General features: G+C 40.8%; 23 protein-coding genes and 1 other annotated feature. Of the genes, 5 read left to right on the forward strand and 18 right to left on the reverse strand.

Annotated features, from left to right (window positions below):
• Nucleotides 1-32: 32 nt before the first annotated feature.
• Together PQ478_RS16420 and PQ478_RS16425 are read right to left on the reverse strand one after the other, a co-directional pair.
• Entirely contained in the window at nt 33-1,343 is a 1,311-nt protein-coding gene (locus PQ478_RS16420) for an arsenic transporter (protein ID WP_289234877.1), read from the reverse strand.
• A gap of 35 nt (nt 1,344-1,378) precedes the next feature.
• On the reverse strand, nt 1,379-1,729 hold the full coding sequence (locus tag PQ478_RS16425; protein WP_289234878.1) for an ArsR/SmtB family transcription factor: 351 nt from the start codon (nt 1,727-1,729) through the stop codon (nt 1,379-1,381).
• Between the two features lie 219 nt (nt 1,730-1,948).
• Here PQ478_RS16425 and PQ478_RS16430 point away from each other — a divergent pair, with 219 nt between their 5' ends.
• Both PQ478_RS16430 and PQ478_RS16435 read left to right on the forward strand, forming a co-directional pair.
• Nucleotides 1,949-2,272: an ArsR/SmtB family transcription factor gene (locus tag PQ478_RS16430; protein WP_289234879.1), complete on the forward strand. Its 324-nt coding sequence runs from the start codon at nt 1,949-1,951 to the stop codon at nt 2,270-2,272.
• A gap of 98 nt (nt 2,273-2,370) precedes the next feature.
• Nucleotides 2,371-3,234 (forward strand): permease, encoded by an 864-nt coding sequence (locus tag PQ478_RS16435; RefSeq protein WP_289234880.1) that lies wholly within the window; start codon nt 2,371-2,373, stop codon nt 3,232-3,234.
• Between the two features lie 369 nt (nt 3,235-3,603).
• On the opposite strand, the gene PQ478_RS16440 is transcribed toward PQ478_RS16435, so the two are convergent.
• From PQ478_RS16440 to PQ478_RS16480, 9 genes are all read right to left on the reverse strand, one after another.
• Entirely contained in the window at nt 3,604-4,338 is a 735-nt protein-coding gene (locus tag PQ478_RS16440; protein ID WP_289234881.1) for an MBL fold metallo-hydrolase, read from the reverse strand.
• Between the two features lie 24 nt (nt 4,339-4,362).
• Nucleotides 4,363-5,508, reverse strand: a complete 1,146-nt coding sequence (locus tag PQ478_RS16445; protein WP_289234882.1) for an amidohydrolase — start codon at nt 5,506-5,508, stop codon at nt 4,363-4,365.
• A 140-nt stretch (nt 5,509-5,648) separates the two neighbouring features.
• Nucleotides 5,649-7,271 carry a Na/Pi cotransporter family protein gene (locus PQ478_RS16450; RefSeq protein ID WP_289234883.1) on the reverse strand — a complete coding sequence of 541 codons (1,623 nt, stop codon included), beginning with the start codon at nt 7,269-7,271 and terminating at the stop codon, nt 5,649-5,651.
• Between the two features lie 305 nt (nt 7,272-7,576).
• Nucleotides 7,577-7,855: a 50S ribosomal protein L27 gene (gene rpmA / locus PQ478_RS16455; protein WP_012959889.1), complete on the reverse strand. Its 279-nt coding sequence runs from the start codon at nt 7,853-7,855 to the stop codon at nt 7,577-7,579.
• 20 nt (nt 7,856-7,875) lie between these two features.
• Nucleotides 7,876-8,202 carry a ribosomal-processing cysteine protease Prp gene (locus PQ478_RS16460; protein WP_289234884.1) on the reverse strand — a complete coding sequence of 109 codons (327 nt, stop codon included), beginning with the start codon at nt 8,200-8,202 and terminating at the stop codon, nt 7,876-7,878.
• 9 nt (nt 8,203-8,211) lie between these two features.
• A complete protein-coding gene (gene rplU / locus PQ478_RS16465; protein WP_012959891.1) occupies nt 8,212-8,520 on the reverse strand; it encodes a 50S ribosomal protein L21 in 309 nt (102 codons plus the stop codon).
• A gap of 12 nt (nt 8,521-8,532) precedes the next feature.
• Nucleotides 8,533-8,607: a sequence feature (ribosomal protein L21 leader region), on the reverse strand.
• 85 nt (nt 8,608-8,692) lie between these two features.
• Nucleotides 8,693-10,204: an Rne/Rng family ribonuclease gene (locus PQ478_RS16470; RefSeq protein ID WP_289234885.1), complete on the reverse strand. Its 1,512-nt coding sequence runs from the start codon at nt 10,202-10,204 to the stop codon at nt 8,693-8,695.
• 141 nt (nt 10,205-10,345) lie between these two features.
• Nucleotides 10,346-11,212 (reverse strand): M50 family metallopeptidase, encoded by an 867-nt coding sequence (locus tag PQ478_RS16475; protein WP_289234886.1) that lies wholly within the window; start codon nt 11,210-11,212, stop codon nt 10,346-10,348.
• Complete coding sequence (locus PQ478_RS16480) at nt 11,205-12,002, reverse strand: M23 family metallopeptidase (RefSeq protein WP_012959894.1); 798 nt, start codon at nt 12,000-12,002, stop codon at nt 11,205-11,207. The genes PQ478_RS16475 and PQ478_RS16480 overlap by 8 nt, the downstream gene beginning before the upstream one ends.
• 98 nt (nt 12,003-12,100) lie before the next feature.
• On the opposite strand from PQ478_RS16480, the gene PQ478_RS16485 reads away from it, so the two are divergent.
• Complete coding sequence (locus tag PQ478_RS16485; RefSeq protein ID WP_289234887.1) at nt 12,101-12,691, forward strand: molybdenum cofactor guanylyltransferase; 591 nt, start codon at nt 12,101-12,103, stop codon at nt 12,689-12,691.
• A 14-nt stretch (nt 12,692-12,705) separates the two neighbouring features.
• On the forward strand, nt 12,706-13,629 hold the full coding sequence (locus tag PQ478_RS16490) for an aldo/keto reductase (protein WP_289234888.1): 924 nt from the start codon (nt 12,706-12,708) through the stop codon (nt 13,627-13,629).
• A 53-nt stretch (nt 13,630-13,682) separates the two neighbouring features.
• On the opposite strand, the gene moaD is transcribed toward PQ478_RS16490, so the two are convergent.
• The 5 genes from moaD to PQ478_RS16515 all read right to left on the reverse strand — a co-directional run bounded on the left by moaD (nt 13,683) and on the right by PQ478_RS16515 (nt 16,826).
• The gene (moaD, locus tag PQ478_RS16495) at nt 13,683-13,925 is read right to left on the reverse strand and encodes a molybdopterin converting factor subunit 1 (RefSeq protein ID WP_354004540.1); all 243 of its coding nucleotides are present in this window, start codon (nt 13,923-13,925) and stop codon (nt 13,683-13,685) included.
• Entirely contained in the window at nt 13,922-14,386 is a 465-nt protein-coding gene (locus PQ478_RS16500) for a molybdenum cofactor biosynthesis protein MoaE (RefSeq protein WP_289234889.1), read from the reverse strand. Before PQ478_RS16500 ends, moaD begins: the two co-directional genes overlap by 4 nt.
• Nucleotides 14,386-14,898, reverse strand: coding sequence for a molybdopterin-guanine dinucleotide biosynthesis protein B (gene mobB / locus PQ478_RS16505; protein WP_289234890.1), 513 nt, complete (start codon nt 14,896-14,898; stop codon nt 14,386-14,388). Before mobB ends, PQ478_RS16500 begins: the two co-directional genes overlap by 1 nt.
• Nucleotides 14,889-16,154, reverse strand: a complete 1,266-nt coding sequence (locus tag PQ478_RS16510; protein WP_289234891.1) for a molybdopterin molybdotransferase MoeA — start codon at nt 16,152-16,154, stop codon at nt 14,889-14,891. The genes mobB and PQ478_RS16510 overlap by 10 nt, the downstream gene beginning before the upstream one ends.
• Nucleotides 16,155-16,313: 159 nt before the next feature.
• A complete protein-coding gene (locus PQ478_RS16515) occupies nt 16,314-16,826 on the reverse strand; it encodes a MogA/MoaB family molybdenum cofactor biosynthesis protein (RefSeq protein WP_012959901.1) in 513 nt (170 codons plus the stop codon).
• 122 nt (nt 16,827-16,948) lie between these two features.
• Here PQ478_RS16515 and moaC point away from each other — a divergent pair, with 122 nt between their 5' ends.
• Nucleotides 16,949-17,431: a cyclic pyranopterin monophosphate synthase MoaC gene (gene moaC, locus PQ478_RS16520; RefSeq protein ID WP_289234892.1), complete on the forward strand. Its 483-nt coding sequence runs from the start codon at nt 16,949-16,951 to the stop codon at nt 17,429-17,431.
• Between the two features lie 36 nt (nt 17,432-17,467).
• Here moaC and PQ478_RS16525 read toward each other — a convergent pair whose 3' ends face one another.
• Both PQ478_RS16525 and minD read right to left on the reverse strand, forming a co-directional pair.
• Nucleotides 17,468-17,983 carry a type 1 glutamine amidotransferase domain-containing protein gene (locus PQ478_RS16525; protein ID WP_289237002.1) on the reverse strand — a complete coding sequence of 172 codons (516 nt, stop codon included), beginning with the start codon at nt 17,981-17,983 and terminating at the stop codon, nt 17,468-17,470.
• 101 nt (nt 17,984-18,084) lie between these two features.
• Nucleotides 18,085-18,879, reverse strand: coding sequence for a septum site-determining protein MinD (gene minD / locus PQ478_RS16530; protein ID WP_012959904.1), 795 nt, complete (start codon nt 18,877-18,879; stop codon nt 18,085-18,087).

Genomic DNA, 18,879 nt, shown 5'->3' on the forward strand with positions numbered 1-18,879 from the left:
TATAGTAGTAGTAATGTATGTGCAGCTTTAAGCTACAAGATAATAATTAGCCAGAGGTATAGTCCGACTAAGGTAATAAATAGTGTTGGCACAGTTAAGATAATACCGACTTTAAAGTAGTAGCCCCATGAAATCTTCATTCCTTTTTTCGAAAGGACATGCAGCCATAGCAGTGTCGCAAGGGAGCCTATCGGCGTAATTTTAGGACCTAAATCAGAGCCGATCACATTAGCATAGATTAATGCCTCACGCATGATACCTGTTGTATTCGTGTCTGCAATCGCCAAAGCATTGATCATCACCGTCGGCATATTATTCATAATCGATGAAAGAATGGCCGCGATAAAGCCCATCGAGATCGTTCCAACAAATAATCCTTGATCAGCTGTCATTTGGATAAATCCAGCTAGAACATCTGTTAATCCAACATTTCGTAAGCTGTATACAACGACATACATACCGATGGAGAAAACAACGATCGCCCACGGAGCACCTTTAATTATGCCTGCTGAGCTTAAACTTGGATTGTCTGCACTCATGATCCGGAAAATAATATAGAAAATAATGGCGATCGGCATAGCTACAAATGAGACTGGCAAGTGAATAAATTCACTTACGAAGTACCCAATTAAAAGGACAGCCAAGATATACCATGAAAGCTTAAACAGCTTCTGATCTTTAATTGCTTCAACAGGCGCCTTTAATTGAGACATATCATATTTTAGTGGAATGTCTTTTCTAAAGAATAGATACAATACAAGAATACTTGCCCCAAGTGCAAAGAAGTTCGGCACAATCATTCTTGTTGCATATTCAACAAATCCAATTCCGAAAAAGTCAGCAGATACAATATTAACGAGGTTACTTACGAGCAGCGGCAAACTTGTCGTATCTGCGATAAATCCGCTTGCCATAATAAATGGAAGCACCATCGCTTCTTTAAAACGCAGCGCCCTGACCATCGCTAATACGATGGGTGTTAAAATTAAGGCAGCACCGTCATTTGCAAACAATGCGGCAACAACTGCTCCTAGTAATGAGACATATATGAACATTTTTAAACCATTACCATTTGCAAACCTGGCCATATGTAAGGCCGACCATTCAAAGAAACCAATTTCGTCTAATATTAATGAAATGATAATAATGGCAACGAATGTTAATGTTGCATTCCACACAATTCCTGTTACCGTCACGACATCGCCAAAATCAACCACTCCAACGATTAAAGCTAAGATCGCTCCAATTGTTGCTGACCAGCCGATAGACAAACCTTTCGGCTGCCAGATGACGAGAACAAGCGTGAACACGAAAATCAGTGATGCTAATATCACAGATGTCATTGTTTCCCCCACTCTCTTTTTTATCTATTACTTTTTTAATCACAACACACTCGTAACCCGCGTTGTTCTAGTTCAATTAATTTAACCTGCTGACTAGGCAGGTGTTGTAGTAAACTTTTGACCATAGGGTACGCCAAGTGGTCAGGGTTTACCCTAAAGAAAATCCATTGGCCGCGTCTTTCTTCCACAACGAGCCCTACATCCCTTAATTTTCGTAAATGCTGGCTCACTGAAGGCTGACTCATGTTAAATAGTTCGACAAATTCACATACACAGCATTCATCCTCTTCCATAAGCGCCATCATCGAAAGACGTGTTTTATCTCCTAAAAGCTTAAGAACTTTAGCAGCTTCTTCTACTTCAATGAAAGACTTTGTTTCTTCCATATCTCTCAGCCCTTTCTTAAGTACAAATTCAGTATATAAGCATATACTTATATACGCAAGTGATAATCATATTCTTTACATTAACTTAACATACATTCAGTATAGATGAAAAATTATTATATCAACTTTTTTTGATTTATTGGTTGCATTTAGTGAAATTAGGTAGTAACATACAAATAAATCAACTTATTTTGATTTAATAATAAGGAGGCAAGATTCATGAAGTTAACTATTCCCTTAGCTGCTTCTGTAGAAAAGCCAGACTTTACGTTGTATGAAAAGCAGTTCAAAGCATTAGCTGATCAAAAACGATTACATTTATTGTCTATTCTCTGCCAACAAGGCGCTTCATGTGTATGTGATTTAACTGACATTCTTAATCTTACCCAATCTAAGCTGTCTTATCATTTAAAAATCTTACTTGATGCAGACATCATTACAAAAGAGAAAAGAGGCACCTGGAATTATTACAGTATTAAATCAGATGTGATCAATCATTTATTATCAGAAGAGTTATGCTGCTTGCTCCGCCCAGCTGAATAATATTATTAGCTGGGACTACTAATTACAGTTTACATCAATTTATTTTGATGTATCATAGCCTATTAATCAAAAAAATTTGATATAAAAGAGGGATTCAAATGAAAGAAACAATGATCAGCTTTAGTATGATTGCTCTACAGTTAACAGTGTTGTTTATCGGTGTCTCATTTTTGCTAAACTTCCTTCAATCCTACATACCTTACGAACGAATTGAAAGCAAACTCAAGCAGTCCCATCCTATTTTGGCAAGTGTCATTGCTCTATTCTTTGCTTTTATAACTCCATTCTGTTCATGTTCCACTATACCCGTCATTATTAATCTTCTTAAGAATAATGTCCGCTTCGGTGTAGTGATGGTTTTCTTATTTGCTTCCCCTGTTCTTGATCCTACGATTCTTTCCATTATGACTGTCATTATGGGCTGGAAAGTAACGATAATTTATATCCTTATTACGTCAACTCTTTCATTAATGATTGGACTGTTGCTTGAAAAGCTTGGATGTGAACGTTATGTCAAACAAGTGATGATGAGTGGATATGAACAATCGAATAAAGCATTTTCTTTTAAGGCTGCTTGGATGGAGACATGGCAGTTAATGAAAACCGTTTATCCGTATTTATTAATTGGTGCGGCTATCGGAGCTGTCATACATGGTCTGGTGCCAGCTGAATTTATCAGCAACTATTTCGGCGGCGATGCTTGGTGGCTTATCCCACTTGCTGCAATAGTCGGCATCCCTTTATATATTAGACTCTCAAGTATGATTCCGCTCTCTCACATTCTTATCATGAATGGAATGGCAATCGGCCCTGTCATGGCAATGATGATCAGCTCTGCAGGTGCAAGCTTACCAGAACTTGTTTTACTAAAGTCCATATTTAAAAAGCAGCTTATTGTTGCTTTTGTCTTATCGGTGCTTAGTATGTCAACCATCTCAGGCTTTGTATTTTACTTTATATAGGGGGTGATCTTATGTGGAAAAAAATAATAAAAACACTCAACCAAAAACAGCAGCCCAAAAAATCCTCATCATGCTGCAAAATTGAAATTAAAGAAATAAATCATTCTGCACAAGCGGAAGAAAAATGAGGCTGGGACAAAAAGTAATTTAACTAAATGAAAATCCGAATAATGATAGATGTGGACATAAGCCGTTCCTGAAATAGACTTCGCTTTCCGCAGGAAGCCGGTGAGCCTCCTCGTGCTATGGCACTGCGGGGTCTCACCTTTGGCTTTTACATCCTGCAGGAGTCTACGTCTATTTCATCCACTCATTTATCGCTTTATTCGGGATTTCGGTTACTTACTTTTATTATGTCCCAGCCTCTTTTTACAATTCAAGCACAAGCCCTGATTTTGCTAATAGAACAATCCCGTTAAACCTCTCTTCTACCTCCCGCTTTAATTGCTCATGATCCCCATGATGAGGAAGGTGGGAGAGAATGATCTTTTCTATACCTGAATTGACAGCTAACTTCGCTGCATCTTCACTGTTCATATGACCATATTGTCCTACATGATCCCCGCTGTAGCCGCTGCATTCTGTAATGACTAAGTCACATCCGTTTGCAAAGTCAGCTAACCCTGCAAAATAACTAGAATCAGCGGTATAAACAATCTGTTTTCCCTCACATGTTATTTTCGTCGCATAGCACGGAACAGGATGCTGCGTCTTGAAAAAGTTGAACGTGAAAGGCCCAATTTTAAGCGGTGCTCTCTCGTTATATGCTACTGATTTTACAAGATCTTTATACGCTAATTTATTGAAAGAAGCTGTATCTTCTTGATGGGCATATATCGTAAAATCCTTCTTCCGCTTTCCCATTGTCTTGTTTACAATCTGGGCATACTGAAGCGGACCGATATCGGCGAAATGATCATGATGATAATGCGAAAGCACAACACCATTTAAATCATTAAGATCTATGTATTTTTGCACGTTGGAGACGACTCCGCTGCCACAGTCGAGTAACAACTTTGTGCTGCCATGTTCTAGTAAATACCCAGACGTCGCTTCGCCTCTTTCAGGATAAGCATGCCAATACCCAACGACTGTAATGTTCATCAGCACTCCTCGCTTTCTTTCTATTTATAACTCTCCGTACACAGTCTTTCCATTAATAAAGGTTTGCATCACATTAGCATGAACATTAAATGGATGATGAGACCAAATAACAAAGTCAGCATCCTTGCCTGGTTCAAGTGATCCTACACGATCGGCAATCCCTAGATGCTCTGCTGCTCTTATCATAATTGCTTTTAAGGCAGATTGCTCAGACAACCCGTTTTTCACTGCAGTATGAGCAGATGTAATAAGATGCTCAATCGTTACAACAGGATGATCCGTTGTAATCGCAAAAGGGACCCCGTGTTTCTCAAGCTCAATCAGGGTATGCCATCCTTTATCATTCAACTCTACCTTTGTACGAGAGGTCATTGTCGGCCCAACTGAAACACGGATTGGATGATTTGAAAGATATTCTGCAATAAGATGTCCCTCTGTGCAGTGTTCTATAGTTGCCTCTACTTCAAACTCTTTTATTAAACGAAGGATGGTTACAATATCATCAGATCTATGCGCATGAATCCGGAGCGGAATTTCCTTTTTTATGACTTTAGCTAATTGCTCCATTCCAAGGTCGCGCCGTTTTAGGGTGCCTTCCTTTTGCTCCTTTACATAATCCTGAGCCTTCATCAGCTGACTGCGAAAAATTGCAGCTACACCCATACGAGTCATCGGCTCCTTCCCTTTTCCTCCATGGACTCGTTTTGGATTCTCACCGAAGGCTGCTTTCATACCTGATGGAGATTTAACGATCATCTCATCTGTGATCGTTCCAGCTGTTTTTAAGATTGACATTTCACCGCCGATGACATTCGCACTGCCAGGCATAATCTGAACAGTTGTAACCCCTGCTGCACGTGCATCTAGGAACCCTTGATCGAATGGATTTATACCGTCAATCGCTCTTACATGCGGCGTCGTGGCAGCAGATGTTTCATTAAAATCATGTCCTGCAGGCCCAATCCCTTCTTCAAATACGCCAATATGTGTATGGACATCAATTAAACCAGGAGTTATGTACTTCCCTTCCATATCAATGACTTCGGCTTCTTCAGGAAGATCAATCCTCTCTCCCGCATCTACTACTTTTCCTTCATTAACTAATAAGGCTGCTTTCTCTAATACTTCACCTGTTCCAGTTATTATCGTCGCTCCAACATATGCTTTCATGCTTAGTCACTCCTTGTTTCGGATACCGAAAAGTTTGAATACTTAAACTATACATGCTTTAGAGAATAACTTCTACCCATAAAAAAATCGACCAGCCATGTTTTGACTGATCGATTTATCGGTTGGATTTTCACGTTCGATTATTCTTCTCCAATAACCACTTCTGCAATATTCACTGCGTGGTCACCGACACGCTCTAGGTTACTTACCATATCAACATAAATAACACCAGCAGCACCTGTACATCTATTTTCATTTAAACGAATGATATGTTTCTTACGAAGGTCACGTTCCATCTTATCAATTTGTTCTTCTTTCAGTAAAACAGATTTCGCTTCTTCAATATCGTCTGTTTCTAATGCTTTAACAGCTTGTCTTAAAGTAGATAATGTCAGGTCAAACATCTCATCTAGATCAGCAACGGCTGAATCTGAGAATTTCACTTTATTCGTAATTTGATATTCAACAAGCTCCATAATGTTCTCCATATGATCACCAATACGCTCTAGGTCACGGATCGTGTTCATTAATGTAGAGTGAGTTTTTGAATCTTCATCTGTTAGTGAATGAGAAGAGACTTGAATTAGATAATCCGTAATCTTTTTATCTAAATTGTTAATCGCATCTTCATATTGAGGAATAAGCTCTCTGTGCTTTTTCCCTTGCGTTTTAAAATACTGACCAACCTCTTCAATTCCCTTTTCAGACAGCTCTGCCATACGTAATACTTCTTTTTTCCCTTGGCCAAGAGCAATAGAAGGAGATTGCCTAATGAACCGTTCTTCTAAGTGAACTGCTTTGTATGCAATTGCTGAATCTTGACCTGGGATTAATTTAATAACTATCCAAGCTAGAACTGCAATAAAAGGAAGCTGAATTAATGTATTTGAAACGTTGAATATACCGTGTGCAAACGCAATAGTCATTTCAGGGTTAAGATTTAAGCTGCTCTGGAAATATTCAACGAGCCTTGTGAATGGTACTAACAAAATTAATACTAAGACCGTACCAATGACGTTAAAAATAACATGTGTTAAGGCTGCACGTTTCGCAGCAATCGAAGCACCAATTGAGGCAAGTACTGCTGTTATTGTTGTACCAATATTATCACCGAATAAAACAGGAAGAGCTGCATTTAAATCCATTGCCCCTTGAGCAAATAATGTTTGTAATAAACCAATAGCTGCTGATGAACTTTGTACAGCTACCGTGAAAATTGTACCAATAAGAACCCCTAGTAATGGGTTTTCACTCATGCTGACTGTTAAGTCTGCAAATGCTTGAAGGTCACGAAGCGGCTTCAGACCATCGCCCATTAAATTAAGTCCTAAGAATAGGGCACCAAAGCCAAAAAATACTTGTCCAAAATTATTAACCTTATGATTCTTAAAGAAGAATATTAAGAATGTACCTACTGCGATGATTGGAAGTGCGTATGCCGAAATTTTAATCCCGATAATAAACGCCGTAGCTGTTGTACCAATATTCGCTCCAATAATGACCCCAATTGCTTGCTTTAAGGTCATAAAACCGGCATTAACAAGCCCGATCGTCAGTACAGTCGTCCCTGTACTTGTTTGAAGTAAAATCGTAACAAAAATACCCGCAAACACACCCATAATTGGATTTGTTGTAAAACGGTCAAGTAGATCTCTCAGGCCGTCTCCAGCGACCTTTTGAAGGCCATCCCCTAAGTACTTAATCCCGAAAAGGAAAATACCTAGTCCTCCAAAGAACATAAACAACAGTTCTTGTAAATCCATTACTACATCCCCTTTAGTTGTTGTCTGAAGTTGTCATCAATAACTCATCCCTTGACCATAGTAAGAAACTTTTATAAAGAAGTAAACGATATTATTATTAAGATTTTGTAAAGGAATTGTAAAGGTGCTCTCTATCCTCTTATTTACAACATTCTATACCTTCTATACTGCCCAAAAAACCTTTGAATGTTGAGCTGTTTATAACGTGACCAAATAAAACTTTACCCTTTTATAGCAAATAATAACTTTTAAACACAACAAAAAAACCCTCAATTAGTTATACTAACTGAGAGTTTTCTTTACAATTATGCAGGGTATACGCTCACTTGTTTGCGATCGCGTCCTACACGCTCGTATTTAACAACGCCGTCTACTTTCGCGAAAAGAGTATCGTCGCCGCCTTTACCAACGTTTGTACCAGGGTAAACACGTGTACCGCGTTGACGAACTAGGATAGATCCGCCTGTTACGGTTTGACCGTCAGCACGTTTAGCACCAAGACGCTTAGAACGTGAGTCACGTCCGTTCTTTGTACTACCTACCCCTTTTTTCGATGCGAAAAATTGAAGGTTCATTTTTAACATGGAATTCACCTCCTGGATATTTACTTTATTTCAATATACTCGCTGTATTCTTCAGCCATCGATTGAAGAGATACAATCATCCCTTCAAGGAGGAGCTGAACTTTCTCATATGTGGCGTTATCCAAACCAGTTGGAACACCGCAGCGGAGAAACCCGCCTTCCTCTTCCATTTGGATATCAAGCTCTACACTGCACAGGGCAGCAATCGCATTGACCGCTCCAAAAGAAACAGCTGAAGCGCCAGCGCAAACGAGGTCATGACCATACGGACCGGAGTCAGCATGTCCACTCATCGTAAAAGAATCAATCTGTTGATTAGCATTACGTTCAATAAGAACAGTGATCATCTCTATACCTTAAGCGTTGATCTTGTCGATAACTACTTTAGTGTAAGGTTGACGATGACCTTGCTTACGACGATAGTTCTTCTTAGCCTTCATCTTGTAAACGATGATTTTCTTTTGACGACCGTGTTTTTCAACTTTAGCCGAAACAGTTGCGCCCTCTACTAAAGGAGCACCGACCTTTACATCGTTACCACCGATCATAAGTACTTTGTCAAAGCTAACAACATCACCAGCTTCAGCATCTAATTTCTCGATGTAGATTTCTTGACCTTCTTGAACCTTGATTTGTTTACCACCAGTTTCAATAATTGCGTACATACCTGCACCTCCTCATATACTCAGACTCGCCATTATAGGTAAGGGCTATGCCTTTTAAAAACCTAATCTGCGCGGTTGTAGTTGTTTGGGTGCGACCAAATAACTAACAAAAGCTATTTTATCACATAAAAATTCAGGGTGTCAATCGCAACTTTACGGTTGAACCTTTTATTTACCCTTTTTTCTGTTTTAACCGTTCAAGCTGGCTTGCTGCTTCTTCTAAGTCTCCCATAAAGCGAATCGCAAAGGCTTCTTCTGGCATGTGCTTATTCGGCATAAGTAAGATCCTAAAGCCTGTCGCTTCTTCAAGCTGCTTTAATAATTCCCCTTTTGGCCCAGCCAGAACAGCAGACACGGCAGAAGGAAGTTCAATCAGAATGGCTTCATGGTCCATTCCGCGGTACTCCCATATTAAGCGTTCAATTTTATAAGCCTGTGCCTCATCTGATAAAACAGATCCCTGCTCCTTACAAGTTGGACATGCTTTTGAAAGACTTGCCTGCAAGCTTTGACGCACTTTTTTCCGCGTCATCTCAACAAGCCCAAGTCCTGTTAAGCCTACCACATTCGTCTTCGTCCGATCCTGCTTCAGCCCTCGTTTAAAAGCTTCTAACACATATTCACGATCTTCTTCTCGTTTCATATCAATAAAGTCAATAATAATAATACCTGAAGTATCCCTAAGTCTAAGCTGTCTTGCAATTTCCTTAGCTGCTTCTAGGTTGGTTTTCCGCACCGTATCTTGAAGATCCGTTTTCCCCGTGAACTTGCCGGTATTCACATCAATGACTGTTAACGCCTCCGTTTGATCAACGATGAGGTAGGCCCCGTTTTTCAGCCATATCTGCCTTCTTAACGCCTTATCTAGCTCTTTATCTATTCCAAATACCGAGAAGATATTTTCTTTGTCATGATAGAGCCTTACTTTTTCATGAACATCAGAGTAGGGAGCAAGGAGAGCTTTCAACGTCTGGTAGTCATCAGCATCATCAATTACGATCTCATCAATTTGATTCAAAGAAAAATCAAGCATCATTTTCTCAATTAAACTCGAGCCCTGATGAATTAAAGCAGGAGCCCTCTTTTCTTTTACCTCCTGCCACACACTCTCCCAGCTCGTTCGGAGAAAATGAAGATCTTGCTCGATCACCTCCGGCTTCGCGTCTTCGCAAACTGTTCGGATAATCATTCCTTCGTTTTCCTTAAGAAGATCTTCTCCAATCCTGCGCAGCCGCTCTCTCTCTTCTTCTGTCCCCATACGGCGGGACACTCCAACATACCCGCCTTCTGGCATATACACAGTGTATTTACCAGGCATTGAGACTACTCCTGATAAACGAGGTCCTTTTTGCCCGAATCCTTCCTTTGTGACTTGAACTAAAAGTTCTTGCCCTTTTGTCACAAATTCTGTAATATTCCGTTGTTTTTTCACATCTTCCGCTTCTTCTGATAAATGAAAACTTAGAAGATCATCCCGATAGAGGAAGCCATTTTTTTCGCGCCCGATATCGACAAATGCTGCCTGCATGCCTGGCAGAACATTAACGACTCTGCCTATGTATACATTACCTACAATTCGATTTTCTGCAGGGCGCTCTACTAGTAACTCCACTACCTGCCCATTCTCCACTATTGCAGCGCGGCGTTCTCTTGTCGCTGTATTAAAATAGATTTTTCGATTCACAGGCCACCCTCCTTACGTCCAATTCCGTCCCTTTTATTGTACCTTATCACAGCCTTTTATGCAGTCTTTCGATTACACAACTAATCCAAAGAACTAATAACTGTACAACAAAGAGAAGCGGTCAGCATTCAGCCGCTTCTCTTACCTTGATGCCAGCTCAGCAAATGTTATCTGCCACTGTTTTTTTTGAATAAGGGCATCCAACACTTGTGCCTCGCAAACCGTGACCCTCTTTTTCGTCGCAGGATCAAGATAGTGAAATTCATGAATATATCCTCTATACATTTTTTTGATTCCGTCAAAGAGGGAGAGCTGTCCTGATACAGCCACAGATTTGATTTTCTTTTTTGGAACCTTTTCGGTTTTAGGTCTTCCAATTAAAAATCGCATCATTCGATAATGCCTCTGCTTCCACTCCAGATAATGAACGATCATCAGAAAGCTTAATACGACCCATAAATTTAAATGAAAGGGAAATAGCGCTGCACTAAAGATCGTAACCACTCCCAACACTGCACAAGAGGCAGACCACGATCTTATTAATGCCATATGATAAGAGAAATACTTCATGTACAGCAATTGAATGAACCTTCCTCCATCAAGCGGCAAGATAGGAGCTAAATTAACGAGCAAAATGGTGAGGTTATGCCAAACAAATAATTCATGTGTAGACTGCGACCATACGTCCAGATAAAGCAGGATATAAGATAATCCAATCATCCAAACATGCTGAAGCGGCCCTGCGAGAATGACAATCAACTCTTCTTTTATCGGCCGGTTCCCGCTGTCTTCCACCTCCGCTACTCCGCCAAAAGGGAGCAGCTCAATTTTGTGAATCCTCCACTTAAACGAATGAGCTGCTATCGCATGACCCATTTCATGTATAAACACGATTGCAAAAACGAGAAGCACTTCACGAAAATATCCAGTGATTACCCCTCCTCCAAGCACGACCCAGAAGAAGGGATTGATCTTCATTTTAGAGAGCAGATACCATAGACTACTCAAATGAAATCACATCACTAGGATCAATGTACTGATCTCCCTGTTTTAAAGCAAAGTAATAGACTCCTCTCCCTTCCTCATTAGTTGATACCGTGCCAATCTCATGGCCGGCTTGAATGTGGTCATACATATTTACATGAATGTCATTTAACAGCCCATAGATTGATTCGGTTCCATCATAATGCTGCACGACAACAGCCTTGCCAATCTCCTCATCATCGATGCCGCCTACAGTAATTACATAGCCGCCCTTTGCCGCTTCTATACTTGTATTAGCGCCTGTTTCAATATAGACGCCTCGTCCATTCTGTTCAAAGCCTTCACTAATCTGGCCGGATGCTGGTACGGCATAGACCATCTCCGCTTCCGGTTCCTCTTCATTTACGTCACCTAACGCCACATCTCTTGGCTCTGGCAATAGAGCCAGCGGCCGTCCAAATTGATTTTCATACCAATTGGCCACAGCAGCAAATTGAAATTCTTGTTCATACGAACCTTTCACAAACTGTCTGACTCCTTCAAATTGAGGAGCTCCTGTTTTAAACATGATGGCAATGATAAGAAAGATGCAGACAGAGAGCATAGCCCGGATTAAGAAATGATCTTGTCCCTTCTTTAATGGCGGAGTACTTTTAAACGATCCTGGTTCGACGTAAAAATCAGGCTCTTCTCTTGCATCCTCATGCTTATGAACAAGCATCGGAGCGGTTCTTTCTCTTTGTTTTACATTCCCCTGTATCTCTCTTCTCCTTGACTCTAAACGCTTTTTGACTTTATTCAGCTGCTTAGACATCCCTCATTCCACCTTTACCTTTAACTTGTTACAATAACTATATGACTTGTCCGTTTTTGATATGACAGAATTGGGAATAGGAAATAAGGAGGGTTCTTATGGAGAGAAAATACCTTGGAGTTGTTTTGGCTGGAGGACAGTCAAGAAGATATGGGCGCCAAAAAGCCCTAGCACACTATCAGAGCAAGCCATTTTTCATGCATAGTTTAGACGCATTGAAGGACCTAACTGAAGAACAGCTCATTATCTGCCATCCTGCTATCTTAAAAGACATTAAAGCCAAGACAAAAACATCCGTTGTTCTAGACCACCCTAAATATCAAGGGTTAGGACCATTAGCCGGATTATACACAGCAATGAGTACAAAAGATGCTGAGTGGTATGTAACAGCTCCTTGTGATACACCTTATATACATACAGATGTCTATAAAAAGCTGATTAAGATACAACAGGAAACAACTTCACAAGCCATTATTCCGATTATAGAAGGACGAAAACAGCCATTAATCGGTCTCTACCATAAAAGTCTGCAGCATACGATCAGCCAGCTGCTAGATCAAGAAATATATAAAGTAGGAGCCTTGCTAGAAGCGGCAGATACCTACTTAGCAGCTGATTCTTCATTCGATCCGGAAGCGTTTCACAATGTCAACAAACCAGAAGACTGGCCAGAAGCAAAACTAGATTAAAGGAGAGATATGTGTTGAAAAAAAGAAAAATAGGAACAACAGATTTAGAAGTAAGTGAAATAGGACTTGGCTGTATGTCGCTTGGAACAGACCAAAATTATGCCACTCAAATTATCGATGCGGCCCTAGATGCTGGTATCAATTATTTTGATACAGCCGACCTTTATGATAAAGGATTAAACGAACAATTTGTCGGCAATGCCATTAAGCACCGTAGAAATGATCTGATCCTTGCAACGAAAGCTGGCAATCGGTTTGAGAGGGACAGGGAAGGCTGGGAATGGGATCCTTCTAAAAAGCATATTAAATCAGCCGTGAAAGACAGTTTAACCCGTCTGCAAACAGATTACATTGACCTCTATCAGCTTCACGGCGGAACCATTGAAGACCCGATTGACGAGACCATTGAAGCGTTTGAAGAATTGAAACAAGAAGGGGTAATCCGCCATTACGGAATCTCTTCGATTAGACCTAATGTGATTAAAGAATATGTGAAACGTTCGAATGTAGAAAGTGTGATGATGCAGTACAGCTTGCTTGACCGCCGCGCTGAGGAGTGGTTTTCTCTATTAGATGACCACCAAACCTCTGTTGTCGCAAGAGGGCCGCTCGCTAAAGGATTATTAGCCAAAAAACCTCTAAGCGCCGCAGGAGAAAAAATCCAAAAAGATGGTTATCTGGACTACACATTTGAGGAATTAAAAGTGGTGCTCGATAAACTTTCATTTCATGATGAATTCAAACGCCCATTGTCTGAGCTTGCTTTGCATTACTGTCTGGCGCACCCAACTGTTGCCGCTGTCGTATGCGGGGCTAGCAGTATCGAACAAATTGAGGATAATGTGCGCGCAGTAGAAACAAATCCATTAACCGCAGAACAGGTAACATGGCTAAAATCTCTTACAAAAGCCTCTACCTATGAGCAGCATCGCAGCTAACAAAAAAGCAAGGTTTCTGAGTTTAGAAACCTTGCTTTTATTTCTATCCATTTTCATCCGCCGCTAACTGGAGGAATAAATGCAATCACATCACCGTCTTTAAGGACTTCAGTATCTTCTGCATACTCTTCGTTTACAGCAACCATCGATTGATCAATCACATGCTCAATTCCCGCGTGCTTCTCTTTTACCATTTCTTTCACTTCTTTAAGCGTTTTTCCTGAAGCATCGATTTGCATTTCTTTTGTGTTCAGACGCTCAGCTAACTCAGCAAATAATAATAACGTAATCATCATTCGTCTCCTTTAGGTGGTTTACCAGTTGGATAGGCTACTTTTTCAAGCTGATCGCCCATCCATTTTTCCCCGTCTTCCCAATGCTCCTTCTTCCAGATCGGCACAATCTCTTTAATGCGCTCAATCGCATAACGGCTCGCTTCATAGGAATCGTTACGGTGAGGAGTAGAGACCGCAATCACAACAGCTATTTCACTAATTTCAAGCTGCCCGATCCGATGAGTGATGGCTACTCTTGTATCCGGCCACTTTTTTTTAATTTCCTCCCCAATTTGGGCAAGCTTTTTAATTGCCATTGACTCATACGCTTCATAGGCCAAATAAATCGTACGCTTTCCATGTGTAAGCTCTCGAACCGTGCCGATGAATGTATTAATCGCACCTGCATGAGGATGTTCTACCTTTTTCACAATTGCTTCTATACTAATTGGATCTCTTGTAATCTCGTATAAATTCTCCATTATTTCTTCTCCCAACGCGTTATAATCCATTCACTAATCCGTGCGGCATCATTTAAATGAAACACCGGCAAGTCCACTCTCTTTATTGGCAAGGCAGTCACAATTGCTTCTACCTGTTTTAATGTATCGACTAGCTTAAGATCACTCTCTTCTTTTACAATGATTAGTTTTGGGTAATCTTCTTGCTTAAACCCTTCCACAAGGACTCCATCAAGATCAAGAGTTTGATACATTGTGAGCAGTTGATCTAGTGATGGCTTTTGTTCTTGGGCCGCCTGCAATTGCAGAGCACCATCTTCATTCATGACGAGACTTGCAGCCGCACCAGCTTGACGATGTTTCCATGAGTCTGTGCCAGAATCTAAAGATACAAGCTTGGTCGCATGTCCGTGGTGCTTGATTGTTCCTATCCTCAAACCTCTTTCAGCTAGGTCAGCAATGACTTTCTCGATTAACGTTGTTTTTCCGCTGTTTTTATACCCTACCACTTGAATGATAGAATTTACTCCCACGGCCACTTGCTTCCCTCACCATCTAATAAGAGCACCTCAACATTCATTCCAGTTGTAAATCCTCTTGTCCCGCCCGGCAGTACGATCAAAGCATTGGCATCACTAAGCGAGGTAACAGAACCTGATTTATCAAGACCGGTAGGAATCACGTGAAGACGCCCTTCTTTAATGCTTACCCTGCTGCGGACAAAACGGGTAAACGGGTTTGGTTTAGGAAAGTCTGCGTCCAACACTGCTCGCTCTTTTTGCAGATGAGGCTTGTCATGGCTGAAGCTAGATAGAAGGATCGGACGAACAAAAAGCTCAAAGCCGACATAGCATGCCGACGGGTTGCCCGATAAACCGAACAACAGTTTATCGCCAAGTGCCGCGACCGTTGTCACACTACCTGGCCTCATCCCAACCTTATTAAATAACACCTCTGCTCCTAACTTCTCATAAATGGCAGGCAGATAATCATAATCGCCTACAGATACTCCGCCAGTTGTGATTAAAAAATCAACTTGATCGACGGCATTGCTTAATGCTTCATAGCATTGATCAAAATCATCTACCAGCTTCCCAAAATAAACAGGCTCTGCTCCCGCTTTTTTAAGCTGTCCGGCGGTCATATAGGCATTGCTGTTACGGATCTTTCCAGGTACAAGTTCATCACCCACATCAAGCAGTTCTGTTCCTGTCGCAAAGATTCCCACTTTGGGTTTCTGATACACTGGTACCTTTGCATATCCAAACGTTGCAAGCAGCGCCTTGACCCCGGGTGTGATTTTAGCTCCTTTTGAAACTAATTTAGATCCTTTGGTCGTATCTTCACCTTGCTTTGACACATTATCCCCTGCTAGGAACGAACGCTTAATTTCTATAAAATCCCGCTCAGCTTCTTTAAACTCTCTTGTTAACTCAAACTGCACCACCGCATCTGCAGCAGCTGGAATTTGAGCGCCTGTCATAATCCGGATGGCTTCTCCCTCTTTCAAGGTTTTGGAAGCAACCGACCCTGCCCCTATTTCTTCAATTACTTCTAAAATGACAGGGTGTTCTCTTGTTGCAGAAACCGTATCTTCGGCACGGATGGCAAATCCATCATATGGAGATTTGTCAAAAGGCGGCACATCATGATCTGCCTTTATTTCTTCCGCTAAATAGTATCCATCACACTCATCAATGGATATCATCTCTACTCTTCCTTCTTTTATGTACTTCATCACTCGTGTAACCGCTTCAGAAACTGCGATCGGCTTTCTTCTTTCTACCAAATAAAACACCTCGCTATCTTTCTATCTTTCTATCTTTTTATCAACAGGACTCTCTTTTTTACACATAAGAAATTCCTTTTATTATACAAAAGAAAATAGTTTTATTAAAGCGGAATAAGGCCGCAAATCATCGTTGCGGCCTCGTCTGTATCGTTACTATTAACGATCTTTTAAAATCTCTCTCATCACATGGCCAAGCTCTGGCACAATGATTCTGTCCATTGCAAGCTTCACCGCACCTGGTGATCCTGGCATTGAAAAGATAGCTTTTCCATCTCTGACACCAGCAATCGCGCGGCTTAAAATAGCTGCTGTTCCAATATCTTCGACAAAGCTTAAATAACGGAACACTTCTCCAAACCCAGGCATTTCTTTATCCAAACTGTCACGAACGGCTTCATACGTAGTATCACGCAATGCGATCCCTGTACCGCCGTTAATTAAAATGGCATCAATATCAGCACGGCTCGCTGCAATCTTTAACCAATGCTGGATTTGGCTGTACTCGTCACGTACAATCTGGTACTCTGTTACACTATGTCCGCCCTCTTCTAACATTTCACGGATTAACGTTCCGCTTTTATCTGTATCATACGACTTAGTATCTGAAACCGTTAAAATCATACAACGCACTTCAGCTGGCGCTTCTTTCTTATGTTGTTCTACTGACATGTTGATTCCCCCTAAATTGACAAAAAAATAACTTTTCCATTATGATAACACAGATATCCAACAACAAAAGGCAATCCCCTCAAATGACGGGAAAGCAGGTTAAAAAGGAGCGATGAACTAGGATGAGTGAACTGACCCATTTTAATGAACAAGGACGCGCCAAAATGGTTGATATTTCTGATAAACAAGAAACAACAAGAACAGCCATTGCTCATACAAGCATTGAAGTAACAAATGAGATTCATCAAAAGATTGAGGAAGGAAAGATTGGAAAAGGTGATGTTCTCTCTGTTGCCCAAGTGGCTGGTATTATGGCGGCTAAAAACACGTCACAATGGATCCCGATGTGCCACCCACTCTCCCTTACTGGCATCAACATCCGCTTTTCATGGGAACAGCAAGAACAAAAATGGGTGCTCAAGATCGAAGCTGAGGTGAAGACAAAAGGGAAAACGGGAGTAGAAATGGAAGCATTAACAGCTGCCAGTGCTACGGCTCTTACCGTTTATGACATGTGTAAAGCATTAGATAAAGGAATGGTGATCGGCCAAACGTACTTAAGCCACAAGAGCGGCGGTAAAAATGGTGACTATCACCGCGCTTAACAGAACGAATGCCCCCAATAAAATGGGGGCATCTTTTTATCCTAATACCTTTAATGATTCTCGGTTAAATGCTGGAAGGTCATCTGGCGTTCGGCTTGTGACTAAGTTACCGCCGCAAACGACTACTTCCTCATCATGCAGTTTCGCTCCTGCATTTTTCAAATCTACATGAATGGACTTGAATCCAGTCACATCTCTGTCTTTCAATACTTCTGCTGTTATGAGTAACTGCGGACCATGACAGATCGCCATAACAGGCTTGCCATCATCTACAAACGATTTAGCAAATTGAACAAAACGGTCATCACCGCGTAAAATATCAGGTGAGAAGCCTCCTGGAATAAAGAGGGCATCAAAGTCACCTGGAGAAACATCGTCAATTCCTTTATCAATTGTTACAGTTTCATCATCATTTTTGCCTGTTACTTTATTGCCTGATTCTTTTTCAACCGTTACAATGTCATGTCCTGCTTCCTTAAAAGCATGAACCGGATCTGTGTATTCAACATCCTCAAATAAGTCTGTGACAACTACTGCAATCTTCTTACCCAACATAATCACTCCTTCTAGTTTAACTCTAGAGATAGAATACCCTTTGTTGAAGTGATTAAACATAAAGATAAGCAAGAAAAAACCACCCGAGAACAGGTGGTTTAACGAACGCCAAAAAATTGTTTAATTTTTGCAAAGAGTCCCTTTTCCTCTTCTAAAGACATTAACGGAACAGCTTCACCTAAAATTCGTCTAGCAATATTGCGGTATGCAATAGATGCTTTACTTCCAGTATGTAAGGCGATCGGTTCTCCTTTATTGGAGTATTTGATGACATCTTCATCATCTACAACGATTCCAATTAAATCAATTGCTAAAATCGAAGAAATTTCATCCACATCAAGCATTTCTCCGTTTTTCATCATATGCCCGCGGATTCTATTTACAACTAGCTTAGGAGCTTCAATCTCTTCTTGTTCTAAAAGTCCAATAATACGATCGGCATCACGAACTGCAGAAACCTCAGGAGTGGTAACAACAATTGCTTTGTCTGCTCCGGCTACTGCATTTTTAAATCCTTGTTCAATCCCTGCCGGACAATCAATTAATACATAATCGTATTCTTGTTTTAATTCGTTTACGATTTCTTTCATTTGTTCAGGTTCAACTGAAAGCTTATCTTTTGTTTGAGCTGCTGGAAGCAAATATAAACATTCAAAACGCTTGTCCTTAATTAACGCTTGCTTCAGTTTACAGCGGCCTTCAACGACATCAACTAAATCATAAATGATTCGGTTTTCAAGCCCCATCACCACATCAAGGTTTCTGAGTCCGATATCAGTATCAATAAGACAAACTTTCTTACCATTAAGCGCAAGGGAAGTACCGATGTTGGCAGAGGTTGTTGTTTTTCCAACGCCACCTTTACCACTTGTAATGACTATTGCTTCTCCCAT

This window comes from Alkalihalophilus pseudofirmus, assembly GCF_029094545.1.
Classification (GTDB): domain Bacteria; phylum Bacillota; class Bacilli; order Bacillales; family Bacillaceae_D; genus Alkalihalophilus; species Alkalihalophilus pseudofirmus.